This window comes from Sphingobacterium kyonggiense (genome assembly GCF_039536825.1).
Lineage (GTDB): Bacteria > Bacteroidota > Bacteroidia > Sphingobacteriales > Sphingobacteriaceae > Sphingobacterium > Sphingobacterium kyonggiense.
This window is the reverse complement of record NZ_BAAAZI010000008.1, coordinates 68293-82205: the sequence shown is the minus strand read 5'-3', so window position 1 is coordinate 82205 and position 13913 is coordinate 68293. Positions and strand designations below refer to the sequence as shown.

The following is a 13913-nucleotide window of genomic DNA, read 5'->3' as shown; positions in this document are numbered from 1 at the left end:
AATGAATTTAAGGTTGTCCTAATGTTTAATTGTCGTGAAATAACTATGAATAGAAAACAGAAAAGCCTGTCAAGTATAAAACTTAACAGGCTTTTAAGTACGCCAAAAGGGATTCGAACCCCTGACCGACGGTTTAGAAAACCGTTGCTCTATCCAGCTGAGCTATTGGCGCTTATTTTGTGAAGCAAAAGTAGGTATTTGGCGCTAAAAAGCAAAATAAATTGTCTTTTTTTTAGGTTATGACTATTAACTGATTGCCTTCCAATCAGATATTTTTTATTTAATTCCATTACCTGCTCTAAATAAACTGATAAGGAGTATTTTTTATTAGTTTTCATTTTTTTTGGAACAATAAAGTATTAAAAATCAGCCTTATTACTGATTAAAGGGCATATTTTATCATTCTTTTTTCATTTTTAATTTGGAGAATAGGGTAGAATTTGTACTTTTGTCGCGGAGAGTTGGCAGAGTGGTCGAATGCGGCGGTCTTGAAAACCGTTAACTGTCACAGGTTCGGGGGTTCGAATCCCTCACTCTCCGCCAACCAAATCAAAGCCCACCGTCAGGTGGGTTTTGTTGTTAATAGGGGTTGCCAAACTTGTTTGAGCAACCCCTATTAACAACAAAACAAGCGAGCAAAACGAGCGGCTTGATTTGGTTGAAGCCACCCCCCAAAAGGGATGGTTCAGGGTCAAGTGCGGGCCTCCGTGCGTCTGAACCAATCCCTCACCAAACCCATCCATTACAAATTCAAAATCAAATCCAATAAAGCTCATCGCAAGATGAGGAATTCTCCACCAAGCATGCACGCTCCAACCTATAGCTAGATAGCGTCTGAACCAATCCCTCACCAAACCCATCCATTACAAATTCAAAACCAAATCCAATATAGCTCATCGCAAGATGAGGAATTATTCACGAAGCATGAATACTCCAACCTATCGCCAGCTAGCGTCTGAACCAATCCCTCACCAAACCCATCCATTACAAATTCAAAATCAAATCCAATAAAGCTCATCGCAAGATGAGGAATGCTCCACCAAGCATGCAAGCTCCAACCTAACACTAGCTCCTAGAAACCTTGGATTAAATAAATTACTCACCATATCCCTCAAATAAACACTCCACATCAAAAACAAACCTCCCATCAATCTCCCCTCATTTCTTCCTTCCAACACCCTAACACCTGTGTAGCAATTAATTTACCCGTAATCCAATAAACAATTACTAATTTTGACAAACAAATTATTGCCTTGAAATACTGCGTAACCATATTCTTTCTACTTTTTGTCAGCAAAATCTCCGCACAAACAGTTTACAAAACGCCATCTGGTAAAAAATACCATACCGCGACTTGTCGTTATGTAAAGAATGTTTCCAATGGAATGACAATCAATGAAGCCTTAAGAATTGGACTTGAACCATGTACACAATGCAACCCAAATAATTCTTCTGCCAATAGATTGACCAACACAACAAATTCTAGAGGCCTCGGAATTAGGAGTAATGAAGCACAAGGAGCACTTCAAGTAGCTGTCCAATGTAAAGGGAAGACCAAAGCCGGTGCAAGTTGTAAGCGAAAGACAAAAAATAAAAATGGCTACTGCTTCCAGCATGAAACTAAATAATAATCTTACTTTTTCTATTTCTTAGAACAACACTTATTATATAAGAAATTGGGCTTCCAATTTCATACTAAATCATCCTGACTTACTTGATTTATAATATCATTTATCCACCCTAAAAGTTGGTGTAAAAACAAAATACCTGATGCAATTTCATACATCAGATATTTTATATATCTCATTCGAGATTTCATCAACTTAAATCACACCAAACTTTCCGTTTTGAAAATCTTCAAAAGCTTGCACCAATTCCTCTTGCGTATTCATCACAAATGGACCATAGTGAGCAATTGGTTCATTTAACGGTTCGCCACTTAATAACAACACCTTCGTATCATCAGACAAGGCCTCAATTTCAAATTGTTCAGCCCCATTATTTTCAAATAAAACAAAGGAGTCTGCCTCGATCACTTCCTCGCCATTCACTTTAATACTACCGCTTATTACTAATAATGCAGTATTGTAATGATTAGGGAATTCAAATGTAGCTTTACCATTCTTATTTAGATAAGCATTGAAAAGATGAACAGGAGAGTAGGTATCAGCTAAACCATTTACGCCCTTATATTCTCCGGCGACAATATCAATTGTTCCATCTCCATTATCCAAGACCACCTTTGGCATATTTGAAGCTTTTAAATCCTGATAATGTGCGGGTGTATTTTTATCCTTTGCCGGAAGGTTAACCCAAAGCTGAACCATCTGAAATGGTCCACCTTGTTTTGACCATTCCTCTTCATGGTATTCTTGGTGCATAATTCCCGCACCAGCAGTCATCCACTGAACATCACCTTCACCAATCACACCTGAATTGCCACGGCTGTCCTTATGAGCTACTCGACCTTGATAAGCAAGAGTTACTGTCTCAAAACCTTTATGAGGATGCGCTCCTACACCTCTAGGTTCTTCCCGAGGACTGAAGTCTACTGTTTGATTGTAATCAAAAACTAAAAACGGATCCATTCTTCTTCGGGAGATCTCTTTGCCAATCATCGATGCCACATAAAAAGCATCGCCAACCCAATTATAAGATGTCGGTTTAATGATCTTTTCTATTTTTCTATTTGTCATTTTTATTCCTCCAATTGTATAATACAAATTTACGAAGCCTAGAATATTTAATAATATGAGTTAACTTTTGGTAACCAGTAACCTTTTAGTAACTATTTATAACAAGTAAACCTTAAATTTGTCATACACTAATTTAAAGATTGATGAAGACCTTATTAAATGATCCTCCTGAATGTACCAGTAATTTACTGGCTATGCGTGACACTTTAGATGTATTGGGTGGGAAATGGAAACTGTTGATTCTCCATTACCTAATGACCAGAGATCATCAAGTCAATACTTTTAAAAAAATACAAAGAGAGATTATTGGAATTTCTGCCAAGATGTTGACCAAGGAATTAAAAGACTTGGAAGCTAATAAAATGGTTAAAAGAGAAGTACTTAACACAAGACCGATTTCCGTTGAATATTCGATTACAGATTATGGTAGGACCTCAAAGGAGATTATTGAAAAGCTTGTAGAGTGGGGAAATAGGCACCGCCATAAGCTTTTAAATGAAAACGAATACTAAAATCCTCTCGGTAAAAAACCAACAAGAATTTTCACCGAAAATTATACCGCCTTTACCGAGAACCCTTCCTAATTGACCTAAAACGGCTGTTATGACCTTATTTCTTGCTATACCTTTGGTGTATCAAATAAGAAATAAAAAAATTAAAAACATAAAAAACATAACAACCATGAATACTCTAGTAAAAACATTCGCATTAGCAGGTCTATTATTAACTTCATCAGTAAGTCTTTTTGCAGCAGATGGTAAAGACCTAAACAAAGCAGTCGTAGAAAACGTAGTTGATGCATACATCAACAGTACTGTTAAAGGAGAAACAACCTATTTGAATCAATTATTCGACAATAATTTCGTTCAGCGTTTTCAAACAGAACACAATCAAAACTCCATCGGCAAGGATGCTTATATTAAACACCTAAAAGGTCAAAAGGGAATCAACTTCGATTGTGATACTGAATATGAATTAATTGAAAAATCAGCAAACTTCAGTATTGCTAAAGTGACTTTAGAATTTGACAACTTCACGCGTACAGATTATGTAACCATGCAACAAGGAAAAGCTGGGTGGGTGATCAAAGAAGTAAATTCCGTTTTCCATAATAAGTAGTTTTTCCAATATATTACATTTAAAAAAGAAAGGCCTTCATGTTACTGAAGGCCTTTTTCTATATTATCTTTCCCAGAAGAATGGAGGTTCAATTCCCAAAGCTCTAAGGTATACAAACCCTTGAGCACGGTGATGAATTTCATTGTCATGGAAATACATCAAATTATTGTTGGTCTGATCCTTATATTGTCCAAATAAGTTGAAAGTCTCATAAAGCTCTTCATCACTTATTTTATTGTACAGTTCATTGATTTGTTCCGTCTGTTCATCCCACATTTTTAATGCAGCGGCTTTATCGGCTAGTTCGATATCATGTGAAAATGGCTTATCATCTTTGTTTACTATGCCTTCTAAGCCCGGTACAGAAATGGTTAATAGCTCTTTAACTAATTCACCAAACGTACGCATGCCTCCGATTGAGAATGTGAAGAATTCCTCCTCTGGGAATTTCTCAATAGTTCTTCGTGTTAATTTGCGGTGTCCTTGCCAATGATTTAAAAATTCGTCTCTGTTTAAAAATGTTGCAGTTTTCATAATATTGCTGTTTTAATTAAGTACTGATTCAAAATTAATCCAACTTAATGACAGCCCTATGTCAGCAGCATTTTAAGAACAAAATTATTTTAAAACTCGTCCAACAGGATAGCGCAAATGGCTTGTTTCATAATGCGGAGTCCGCTTATAAATCCATTCCAATTGCATCCTTGCACTTTCTGCCAATTTTGAATCTGCTTTTTTAGCGGCTTCTAATTCTTGGGCTAAGTTTTTGTCTTTTTTTAATAGTTCTGCAGCTGAATCTTCAAATATATATCCCGAAAAGTATTCCTTTTGATTTAGGATAGCATCAAAAAAGTTCCAATTGAAATAGGAATCTATGGCTTGTGGCTCTAACGTTTCTACCACATAGCGATTAGCTTCTTGATTCATTTCGATCCAATAATCACCAGCAAAAAATTGTTGTTTAACCAGTTTAGGCTCAACTTCAACACTATGATGCGGATAATGCCCTTCACTTGGGCTAGCAGATGTCTTATAATCGCGGATATAATACATTTCTACTTCTAATTCCATATCCTTTTCCAGTGGTTTCATTTTGACACCATTTATTTTCATGAGATTGACCAAATGATCATATCCTTGTGGCAATATATAAGCCTTGGGCTTTTTAACGATAATGCTTGGCTCATATGTGGTATAATAGGGTATTTGTTTTTTAAAAGGCTTTGAACGATCATAATACATGCGGTCTAATCCCGAAACTTCACTCGTTTTATTGCCAGATTCAAATCCTAAAAACTCGATTTGTTCGACTATATTTCTATTCAACTTCCAATTTATTGGAAAATCCTCTTGATTTTTAACTTCTTCTTTCACCTTTGATCTTAAGGCATGAAGTTCTGAACCATGATCTTTGGCTAGGTTGAAAAGGATGTTCATTAGCCCATAGGTAGATTTAACACGATCCTCATAAGGCTTCCACATATGCGTTTCTGGCATGAAACCGATGGTATGGTGTAAGGCTGCAAAGCCTGTGGAATACCTTGGGCTTTCAAGAAATGATACAATACCGGTTTCGGGTTTTTCGCCCTGCGAATTAACATATGGTATCATGGGATAGCCGATCTTTTCCATGCCGGCATACATGGCATTTGTGATATGTTTCTTCATAAATGCTGACAGCTTTGGATTCAATTTATCTTTCTGTGTCTCAATTAAGGTCATGACATATTGATAATCTGCGCCATTGCTGGTATGTGTGTCAAAAAATATATCCGGATCCCAAGTCGTGAATAAGGTTTGAAATAATCGTGAATTACGTGTATCGCCCTTCAAGAAGTCCCTATTCAAATCATAGTTTTGGGCAGTACCTCGAAACCCATAGCCTTCTGGACCATTCTGATTTACCCTTGAAACTCCTCTGTTCAGCATTCCTGAAATATTATAAACAGGAATCACGCATAAGACTAAATCCTTTGGCAAACTCTTTTGTTTAAGCACATCTCTAATAAACATCATGCTGGCATCAATTCCTTCTGGTTCTCCAGGATGAATACCATTATTAATTAGCATCACCGTTTTATTTTTTGCCTTCACACTTTTAGGATCAAAATCTCCATCAGCGGATAATACAATTAACTGCAAGGGCTTTCCTATATCAGTAGGGCCGATATCGATTATTTTTGCATCCTTTCTACCTGCTAATAATTTTGCATAGTACTGAGTCACCTCTGCATAGGTCGCTGTAATATTTTTGTTTCCGGAGTTTTCAAAGGCAGTTTTCTGAGCAAAACCTGATTGTTGATCTATCATAAGAATACTGATTAAAGACAAAATCCCATAAATTGGTTTTAATTTCATTGTTTTCAGCTATAGGTTGAACAAATCTACTTATTTCCTGCATAGATACAAGAAGGGAGACGTCAGTTATATAACGTCTCCCAACAATTAACCTTATCTTATACCTCTTATTTTTGTCAGAAGCCAACTAAAAAAGTAACTGACACCTGTACCTAACAGCGATAATCCAATTGTCGTGAAGAGGTCTTGCCAATTTATACTTGCTGTAATGGCACATAAACTACCTACGCAGCGAGACATAATTAGTGATTTATCTAAATACATAACGTGATTTCTTTTTCTGTTTACCTTCGTTTTCTTTTTCTTGCATCTCAATAATCTGTTTCAAGACTTGTAATCCAAAGTGTATGTATTTGTTTATACGTTTAAGCTTCTCTGGTACATGGATTGGAGCTGCTAAAATGGACTTACTGATTTCGATTAATGTGTTAATTATAGTTTTCATTTTTTCTAATTAAGGGCACTTCTGATTTATGACCATAAATGCTTTGATTCTTCAATTTTGTTTACTACTTCGATTTGGGCATTTCCTTCTTGAATGTATTTGCTTAGCAATGTATACACTGTACGATAGGCTTGGGCAGATTGTAAAACTTCAACTTCCTTTCCAATAATGCGATAATAGCTTCCAGTTAATGGGCAGCCTGCGGTGTCTTGATGCCTATTCCCAATATGAAAAAACACCAGATTGAAATTTGGAATTCCTGAGATTTCAATCATACCCAAATGTGTCTTTCCTGTCTTGCTGGCATAAATTTGATTCATACCAGCTGTCTGATTGAACCTCAATGTATAAAGTCCTTCAGGAATACAGGTTTTTCCTTTGATTTTCTTCTCTCGGATCTTATCCTCTAGCAGATAACAAATAAAAATATTATTGATGCTTAATTGAGACAATGTGCTATTCAATCCAGCTCTTATACGGACCATACGTATCATAAAAATCTTTTTTAAATGTTTTTATTGATTTTGATGCCTGGAAATTCAAATGGAAACCCTCTACGGATGCTAGGGAATTTTACGCGGTCTCGATGATTAAATATCCTCGGAATACGTATTGGCTTGTAATTGGGAAAGATGGGATAGAGAATAGTAGCCGGTTCTACTTCTTGCCGAATCCTAAATGGAATATTAAATTTTAATCTTCGATTTATTTGCCTGATGAATGTATTCATATTCTAATCGTATTTGAATGTTAAAATTATAGCCTGCATGCACTGCTGTTTATTGATATCATGACCGAAACTAATGGGAAATTTTAAGCTGTAGAAAAAATGAAAGTAAATGGAACAATTTGAAAGTATATAAACCTGCTTGATAGTGAGATCTTTAAAATATTTGTATTGTTTCTTGTTAAATACAGCAGATTTATTTTCTAACTTCATGTTCAACATCTACAAATTATTATTAACAGAAAAACACATATTATGAATCCAATTCTTCGAAATATCTTGGCGGTGATATTGGGACTAGTTCTCGGTAGTATAGTCAATGGTGCTCTAATAACTATTTCTGGACATGTTATTCCACCTCCAGAAGGGGTAGATGTAACGACAGAAGAAGGTCTTAAGGCAGGAATGCATTTATTTAAACCCATTAATTTTTTATTTCCATTTTTGGCTCATGCATTAGGAACTTTGGTTGGTGCATTTGTCGCGTCTAAAATTGCAGCCAATCGAAAACTACTATTCGCAATGGTTATAGGTCTTGCATTCTTTATTGGAGGCATAATGACCATTTTTATGTTGCCTTCGCCAACTTGGTTTTCTATTGTAGATGCTACATTAGCTTATTTCCCAATGGCTTACTTGGGCTATTTATTTGCTAAAAAGTAATTTAATGTTCTAATTATAAGTTGATAAGTCTGAAGAGTGGCTTTGTCTTTATCAGTTAGAGGTTCTTCCACAATTCAAAGTAAAACTGTTAAAAAATGTTAATGTCATTTTTGATTGTATCATAAACAACCTTTTGACCGTTATGGTGTATAATGAAAGATGCTAGATAATAGCATTCAAATTTTCATAATTTAGGTTAATAATTGGTTTGGTAAAATCCTGAAGCTCCCCGCTTCAGGATTTTCTTTTTTATAGCATTCGTAAAGTGATCTGTTAAAGAATGTTAACTAAACAACTACTATATAATATCAGTTATGCATCGGCGTTTTAGTAGTAAAGAAAGCAAAGAGTAATAAGAGTAAAATAATTTCATAATTTAGGTTAATAATTGGTTTGGTAAAATCCTGAGGTTCCCCACCTCAGGATTTTTTTGTATGTTTGATATACACTTTATTATGAATAAAAAAACAGCTTTTTATATTGGTTTAAGCTTGATAATAGTCAGTTTCTTGTTAGCTGTTATGAGTTATTATATGCTGTTTTTTTGTATTCCAGCATTTATTATTGGCCTTCTTTTCTTATGGTTTTCGAGTGCCAATACTAGGAATAAAATGCTTTTAACCTTTCTGCCAATATTACTTTATTTTCCTTTTTCCATAGGTTTCCTTTATTGGTATAATTATCAACCCTATACGGATGTTTATTTACCAAAAGGATTTTCCGGTTCTGTACGATTGGTTTATAATGAAGATTGTGCAGCTGCAGTTTCCATTAATCAGAAAAAGCGGAGTATACATATTCCTTCAACTGGAATTTTTCTATGCAAGGACAGTTTAGAATCCGGTTCTTCAGCTTATCATTTTTACATTCCTGATGAAAAAGGGGAGATGCATAAATTAAAATTGAATGGCCCGTTCGGAGATAAGGATAAAAATGAAAAAGAAGTCTTTTTTCTAGGCACCAGCACTTTTGATGCGGATGAAGAAAATTATAGAATTCTTCAAAATAAAGGTTTTGAAAGTATTGATTTTTATGTGAACCCTAAAGGGAAGGCTTATTCCGCGGAAAGGAAATATGATAAGCAAATAATGAAAGACCTGCTTAACGAAGTTGTAAGCTGTCGAAATACCATTAAATAATTCATTTTTACATTCAATTCAAGGAGAATTTAGCGGTTTAACAAGCTATTTATTGGTATCTTTGATGTTTTAACAAAAACAAGAAATTTCATGTCTGCAAAAATTGGAGTTATCGGTAGCGGAAGTTGGGCTACAGCCATGATTAAAATGCTTAGTGATAACCAACAAGATAAACAAATTAATTGGTGGGTAAGACGCCAAGAAGATTTGGAATACATTAGCCAATACCATCATAATCCTTCTTATTTAAGTGCCGTAGAAGTTAAGTTAGATAAAATTGCCCTTTTTCTGGATGCCAAAGATGTCATTCAACAATCGGATATCATCATCCTGAATACGCCAGCGGCTTATTTAGAAGATGCACTTTCGGAAGTAAATGAGATCGATCTTAAAGATAAAATCATCGTAACAGCTATCAAAGGTATTGTTCCTTCGATTCGCATGATCGTGGGAGAATTTATCAATCAGCAATTTCAGGTGCCTTTAGCAGATATTGTGGTTGTTGGTGGTCCTTGCCATGCTGAAGAGGTTTCCTTAGAAAAATTGTCTTATCTAACTTTCGCATCCAAAAATGCCGCGAATGCTGCTGTGGTTGCACAGTTTTTTCAAACGCATTATATCAACACCATTGTTTCCAATGATCTCCTAGGAGTAGAGTATGGGGCAGTATTAAAGAATATTTATGCCCTTGCTTGCGGTATTTGTCATGGACTAGGGTACGGCGATAATTTTCAGGCAGTATTGATTTCAAATGCTATTCGCGAAATGGAATATTTTGTGGATGCTATTGATCCTCAGACCCGAGAAATTAATCATTCCGCTTATTTAGGGGACCTATTAGTCACTTCATATTCGCAATTCAGTCGAAACAGAACCTTTGGGAATATGATTGGTAAGGGCTATTCGGTGAAATCTGCACAATTGGAGATGAATATGGTGGCTGAAGGGTATCTTGCCTCAGAATGTATTCAAGATATAATTCATAAACATCACTTGGATATGCCGATCTGTAATACTGTTTACAATATTTTATATAAAAATCAACCTGCCACACATGCTGTGAAAGCGTTGTCGGAAAAGTTAAGCTAATGATCACAAAAGAACAAATTGCTGAAAAATATAAAGTCATTCAAGACGAAATTACCCAAGCACTAGAACAATTGGACGGAAAGGCCAAGTTTAAGGAAGAGGTTTGGGAGCGTGAAGGTGGAGGCGGTGGTCGCACAAGAATTATTCAACATGGAAATATCTTGGAAAAAGGTGGTGTGAATTTTTCTGCTGTGCATGGTGAACTACCAGCCCCAATTAAAAAAGCTTTTGGCGTAGATGAAGATCAGTTTTTTGCAACCGGAGTTTCGATTGTCATCCATCCCAATAACCCTTGGGTGCCCATTATTCACATGAACATCCGTTATTTCGAATTGAATGATCAAGTGAGGTGGTTCGGGGGTGGAATAGATTTAACGCCACATTATATATTTGAAGAGGATGCTCGTGATTTTCACCAATCCCTAAAAGATGTATGCGATAAATACTCCGATAAATTCTATAAAGAGTTTAAAGAATGGGCTGATAATTATTTCTTTATCAAACATCGAGAAGAAACTCGTGGTATAGGTGGAATATTTTATGATAAACTAACGGCAGAGAAGGCAGGTATTAGCATGGAGGAAATCTTTGATTTCTCCTGTGATTTAGGACGCCTATTTCCAAAAATATACACAGAGATTGTTAATAGACATCGAGATAAAACCTTTACGGAGGAAGAGAAGGATTGGCAATTGCTGCGTCGTGGTAGATATGTAGAGTTTAACCTGGTATATGATGCCGGAACTAAATTTGGTCTTGAAACGAATGGAAGGATAGAATCCATTTTGATGAGTCTTCCTGAACAAGCAAATTGGTTTTATAATTTTCAAACAAAACCTGGGTCTAAAGAAGAAATGACAAGTTCCTTATTGAAAAAAGGAATTAATTGGACCGAATAGTAAATATATCTGAATGATAAAATTTGAGAAATTCGTTCTGCAGAATGGGTTGAGAGTGTTGGTATCTGAAGATCCACACAGTTCCATGGCATGCATGAACATCTTATATGACGTGGGGGCACGTGACGAACAAGAGGATAAAACGGGTTTTGCCCACTTATTCGAACACCTGATGTTTAGTGGATCGGTTAATATTCCCAATTATGATCAGCCGCTACAGCGTGTTGGTGGGGAAAATAATGCATTCACATCCAATGATATTACCAATTATTACATCACTTTACCTGCGAATAATTTAGAAACCGCATTCTGGTTAGAATCGGACCGGATGTTTGGTCTTGCATTCAATGAACAGGGATTGGAGGTGCAAAGGAATGTCGTTATTGAAGAGTTTAAACAACGCTACTTAAATCAGCCTTATGGTGATGTTTGGTTGAAATTAAGAGAATTAGCCTATCAAGTCCACCCATACAAATGGGCTACAATAGGTAAGGAAATTCGCCATATTGAAGAAGCTAAGATGGAAGATGTCAAAGCTTTCTTTAAGAAGTTTTACAGCCCCAATAATGCTATTGTAGCCATTACTGGTAATGTAAAATTGGATGAAGTAAAGGCTTTGGCCGAGAAATGGTTTGGAGATATTCCAAAAGGAGAAGATAACCAAAGGAATTTACCTCAAGAGCCGGCACAATCGAGCCCAAGACGGTTAGATGTACATGCCGCAGTTCCAGTGGACAGTATTTATATGGCTTTCCACACTGTCGACCGTTTACACCCGGATTATTATGTGGCAGATTTACTTACCGATGTCCTTTCAAGAGGAACATCCTCACGTTTATACAGACGATTGGTCAAAGATCAGAACCTGTTTTCTGAGGTTAACGCTTATGTTTTGGGCAGCTTGGATCATAATTTATTGATTGTTGAAGGTAAACCGCATGAATCTGTAAGTCTTGAAGAAGCTGAAACAGCATTATGGCAGCAATTAGCGCTATTGGCTTCCGAACCAATTGCTGAAGAAGAATTAATTAAAGTGAAGAATAAGGCAGAATCAACCATGCGTTTTGCTGAACTTTCCATATTGGATAAGGCTATGAACCTTTCTTTTTATGAGTTATTAGGTGATGCTGACTTGTATAATCAAGAAGTGGATCATTATGCAGCAGTTACTGCTGCCGACATACAGCGATACGCTGCGGATACCTTCCGAAAAGAAAATTCATCAACCTTAATCTATCACGCTCAAAAGAAAATTGAACATGCTGAGTAGAAATACAGCACCTGATTTGAAACCAATTGGTCATATACAATTGGAAAAACCAGAACATATCGTCTTTAAAAACGGACTTCAGGGATTTGTTTTTCATGCACCTGAACAAGAATTAATCAAGGCTGAATTTGTCTTTAAAAATCTATTTGAAGATCCGGAAAACCCAATTCGTAATTCAGCTTTAAGTTCCATGCTGAAAGAAGGCACTTCCAAACTTAGTAGTGCCCAAATAGCATCCAAAATTGATTATTATGGAGCCTATTTGGTGCCTGAATTTAGCTTTGATCATAACGCTTTAACCTTATATAGCTTGAGCAAACATGTTCAAGCGGTTCTTCCAGTAGTTCATGATGTGCTAACCAATGCACAGATTCCGCAACTGGAATTGGATACTTATATCAAAAACAACAAGCAAAGTTTACAGATATCCTTAGAGAAAAATGATTTTGTAGCCAGACGTACCTTTTACCAGAACCTATTTGGTGCAACACGATATGGTAGAACGGTAACGCAACAATTGCTTTCAGATCTTAATCAACCTGATTTAATTAGCTTATATAAGCAACAAATACAGCCGCAGAATGCAACCCTTTTCCTTTCTGGAAACATCAGTAATGAAACTATTGCACTCTTTAAATCTTATTTTGAGGAGCAATGGCAAGGGGAGAAAGCCATTGTGCTTCAGAATTTTGTTTCGGAAGGAACGGGAAATAAAGAATTGCAAATCATTGACCGTGCGGATGCCTTACAATCCAGTATCCGATTAGGAAAAGAAAGTCTACAACGTATACATCCAGATTATCCAGCCTTGCAATTCGTTAATACCTTGTTTGGTGGTTATTTTGGATCTCGATTAATGAGTAATATCCGTGAAGATAAAGGTTATACCTACAGTATTGGGTCCATGGTAGCCAATCTAAATCATGCCGGATTCTTTAGCATTTCTACCGATGTAGGAACACAATATGCAGCTGATACATTAGTCCAAATCCAAAAAGAAATTGATCATTTACAGCAAGAAAAAGCTGATGACAATGAGCTAGATTTAGTCCGTAATTATATGTTGGGAAGTATGCTTGGTAGTTTAGAATCCATTTTCTCCCATGTAGATAAATTCAAATCAGTTTACTTTTCTGGTTTAGACCTTGATTATTACCAGTATTATACCGACAGTATTCTAAATATTCAAGCGGATCGGGTACAAGATTTAGCTCAACAATATCTAGGTTATGATGATATGTTGAAAATAGTGGTTGGTAAAATTTCGGAATAACAGAAAGCTTTACATTTAGGCAAATATAAGTTTAACATTAGCCCTCAATCATAAAACAAAAAGAATTATTTAACAGTAATTGACTGGTAAATAATTCTTTTTGTTTTATGGGAGCCCCTGAGAATTTAAATATGTTCTGCTTTCTTTTTATTTCCTTTTTGGTTGCATTTTAAGGCCTTTTATCTCCTATCTAATAGCGTAGTGGTCCCATATCTCATATCTATTTACATAGGTT

15 protein-coding genes and 2 tRNA genes are annotated in these 13913 nt (G+C 35.9%); 10 read left to right on the top strand and 7 right to left on the bottom strand.

Going from position 1 to position 13913, the window contains the following annotated elements; translation table 11 throughout:
* Positions 1-98 precede the first annotated feature (98 nt).
* Positions 99-172 (bottom strand) — tRNA-Arg (locus ABD676_RS10490).
* Entirely contained in the window at positions 150-338 is a 189-nt protein-coding gene (locus ABD676_RS10485) for a hypothetical protein (RefSeq protein ID WP_344674623.1), read from the bottom strand. The genes ABD676_RS10490 and ABD676_RS10485 overlap by 23 nt, the downstream gene beginning before the upstream one ends.
* Before the next feature lie 117 nt (positions 339-455).
* Here ABD676_RS10485 and ABD676_RS10480 point away from each other — a divergent pair.
* Positions 456-543: transfer RNA gene (locus tag ABD676_RS10480), tRNA-Ser, on the top strand.
* Between the two features lie 710 nt (positions 544-1253).
* Entirely contained in the window at positions 1254-1628 is a 375-nt protein-coding gene (locus ABD676_RS10475) for a hypothetical protein (RefSeq protein ID WP_344674622.1), read from the top strand.
* 195 nt (positions 1629-1823) lie between these two features.
* On the opposite strand, the gene ABD676_RS10470 is transcribed toward ABD676_RS10475, so the two are convergent.
* The gene (locus tag ABD676_RS10470) at positions 1824-2696 is read right to left on the bottom strand and encodes a pirin family protein (protein ID WP_344674621.1); all 873 of its coding nucleotides are present in this window, start codon (positions 2694-2696) and stop codon (positions 1824-1826) included.
* 143 nt (positions 2697-2839) lie between these two features.
* Here ABD676_RS10470 and ABD676_RS10465 point away from each other — a divergent pair, with 143 nt between their 5' ends.
* Both ABD676_RS10465 and ABD676_RS10460 read left to right on the top strand, forming a co-directional pair.
* Entirely contained in the window at positions 2840-3208 is a 369-nt protein-coding gene (locus tag ABD676_RS10465; protein WP_344674620.1) for a winged helix-turn-helix transcriptional regulator, read from the top strand.
* 169 nt (positions 3209-3377) lie between these two features.
* Entirely contained in the window at positions 3378-3815 is a 438-nt protein-coding gene (locus tag ABD676_RS10460; protein WP_344674619.1) for a nuclear transport factor 2 family protein, read from the top strand.
* A gap of 63 nt (positions 3816-3878) precedes the next feature.
* Here ABD676_RS10460 and ABD676_RS10455 read toward each other — a convergent pair whose 3' ends face one another.
* The 4 genes from ABD676_RS10455 to ABD676_RS10440 all read right to left on the bottom strand — a co-directional run bounded on the left by ABD676_RS10455 (position 3879) and on the right by ABD676_RS10440 (position 7103).
* Entirely contained in the window at positions 3879-4349 is a 471-nt protein-coding gene (locus tag ABD676_RS10455; RefSeq protein ID WP_344674618.1) for a DinB family protein, read from the bottom strand.
* Positions 4350-4433: 84 nt separating this feature from the next.
* Positions 4434-6125, bottom strand: a complete 1692-nt coding sequence (locus ABD676_RS10450) for a M14 family zinc carboxypeptidase (protein ID WP_344674617.1) — start codon at positions 6123-6125, stop codon at positions 4434-4436.
* A gap of 298 nt (positions 6126-6423) precedes the next feature.
* Positions 6424-6618 (bottom strand): hypothetical protein, encoded by a 195-nt coding sequence (locus ABD676_RS10445; RefSeq protein WP_344674616.1) that lies wholly within the window; start codon positions 6616-6618, stop codon positions 6424-6426.
* 26 nt (positions 6619-6644) lie between these two features.
* On the bottom strand, positions 6645-7103 hold the full coding sequence (locus ABD676_RS10440; protein WP_344674615.1) for a DUF5675 family protein: 459 nt from the start codon (positions 7101-7103) through the stop codon (positions 6645-6647).
* Between the two features lie 497 nt (positions 7104-7600).
* On the opposite strand from ABD676_RS10440, the gene ABD676_RS10435 reads away from it, so the two are divergent.
* The 6 genes from ABD676_RS10435 (at position 7601) to ABD676_RS10410 (ending at position 13678) form a co-directional block, all read left to right on the top strand.
* On the top strand, positions 7601-8008 hold the full coding sequence (locus tag ABD676_RS10435) for a hypothetical protein (protein ID WP_344674614.1): 408 nt from the start codon (positions 7601-7603) through the stop codon (positions 8006-8008).
* Positions 8009-8463: 455 nt separating this feature from the next.
* The gene (locus ABD676_RS10430) at positions 8464-9147 is read left to right on the top strand and encodes a DUF6843 domain-containing protein (protein WP_344674613.1); all 684 of its coding nucleotides are present in this window, start codon (positions 8464-8466) and stop codon (positions 9145-9147) included.
* Between the two features lie 90 nt (positions 9148-9237).
* Positions 9238-10236 (top strand): NAD(P)H-dependent glycerol-3-phosphate dehydrogenase, encoded by a 999-nt coding sequence (locus tag ABD676_RS10425; RefSeq protein ID WP_344674612.1) that lies wholly within the window; start codon positions 9238-9240, stop codon positions 10234-10236.
* Positions 10236-11135 (top strand): oxygen-dependent coproporphyrinogen oxidase, encoded by a 900-nt coding sequence (gene hemF, locus ABD676_RS10420; RefSeq protein ID WP_344674611.1) that lies wholly within the window; start codon positions 10236-10238, stop codon positions 11133-11135. The genes ABD676_RS10425 and hemF overlap by 1 nt, the downstream gene beginning before the upstream one ends.
* A gap of 13 nt (positions 11136-11148) precedes the next feature.
* Positions 11149-12405 (top strand): M16 family metallopeptidase, encoded by a 1257-nt coding sequence (locus ABD676_RS10415; protein ID WP_344674610.1) that lies wholly within the window; start codon positions 11149-11151, stop codon positions 12403-12405.
* Positions 12395-13678, top strand: a complete 1284-nt coding sequence (locus ABD676_RS10410; RefSeq protein ID WP_344674609.1) for a M16 family metallopeptidase — start codon at positions 12395-12397, stop codon at positions 13676-13678. Before ABD676_RS10415 ends, ABD676_RS10410 begins: the two co-directional genes overlap by 11 nt.
* Positions 13679-13913: the final 235 nt, after the last annotated feature.

Excerpts from the sequence above, each read along its gene's own strand:
- ABD676_RS10485 (WP_344674623.1), bottom strand. The coding sequence starts at position 338 with ATGAAAACTAATAAAAAATACTCCTTATCAGTTTATTTAGAGCAGGTA.
- ABD676_RS10470 (WP_344674621.1), bottom strand. The coding sequence starts at position 2,696 with ATGACAAATAGAAAAATAGAAAAGATCATTAAACCGACATCTTATAAT.
- ABD676_RS10465 (WP_344674620.1), top strand. The coding sequence starts at position 2,840 with ATGAAGACCTTATTAAATGATCCTCCTGAATGTACCAGTAATTTACTG.
- ABD676_RS10460 (WP_344674619.1), top strand. The coding sequence starts at position 3,378 with ATGAATACTCTAGTAAAAACATTCGCATTAGCAGGTCTATTATTAACT.
- ABD676_RS10455 (WP_344674618.1), bottom strand. The coding sequence starts at position 4,349 with ATGAAAACTGCAACATTTTTAAACAGAGACGAATTTTTAAATCATTGG.
- ABD676_RS10450 (WP_344674617.1), bottom strand. The coding sequence starts at position 6,125 with ATGATAGATCAACAATCAGGTTTTGCTCAGAAAACTGCCTTTGAAAAC.
- ABD676_RS10445 (WP_344674616.1), bottom strand. The coding sequence starts at position 6,618 with ATGAAAACTATAATTAACACATTAATCGAAATCAGTAAGTCCATTTTA.
- ABD676_RS10440 (WP_344674615.1), bottom strand. The coding sequence starts at position 7,103 with ATGGTCCGTATAAGAGCTGGATTGAATAGCACATTGTCTCAATTAAGC.
- ABD676_RS10435 (WP_344674614.1), top strand. The coding sequence starts at position 7,601 with ATGAATCCAATTCTTCGAAATATCTTGGCGGTGATATTGGGACTAGTT.
- ABD676_RS10430 (WP_344674613.1), top strand. The coding sequence starts at position 8,464 with ATGAATAAAAAAACAGCTTTTTATATTGGTTTAAGCTTGATAATAGTC.
- ABD676_RS10425 (WP_344674612.1), top strand. The coding sequence starts at position 9,238 with ATGTCTGCAAAAATTGGAGTTATCGGTAGCGGAAGTTGGGCTACAGCC.
- hemF (WP_344674611.1), top strand. The coding sequence starts at position 10,236 with ATGATCACAAAAGAACAAATTGCTGAAAAATATAAAGTCATTCAAGAC.
- ABD676_RS10415 (WP_344674610.1), top strand. The coding sequence starts at position 11,149 with ATGATAAAATTTGAGAAATTCGTTCTGCAGAATGGGTTGAGAGTGTTG.
- ABD676_RS10410 (WP_344674609.1), top strand. The coding sequence starts at position 12,395 with ATGCTGAGTAGAAATACAGCACCTGATTTGAAACCAATTGGTCATATA.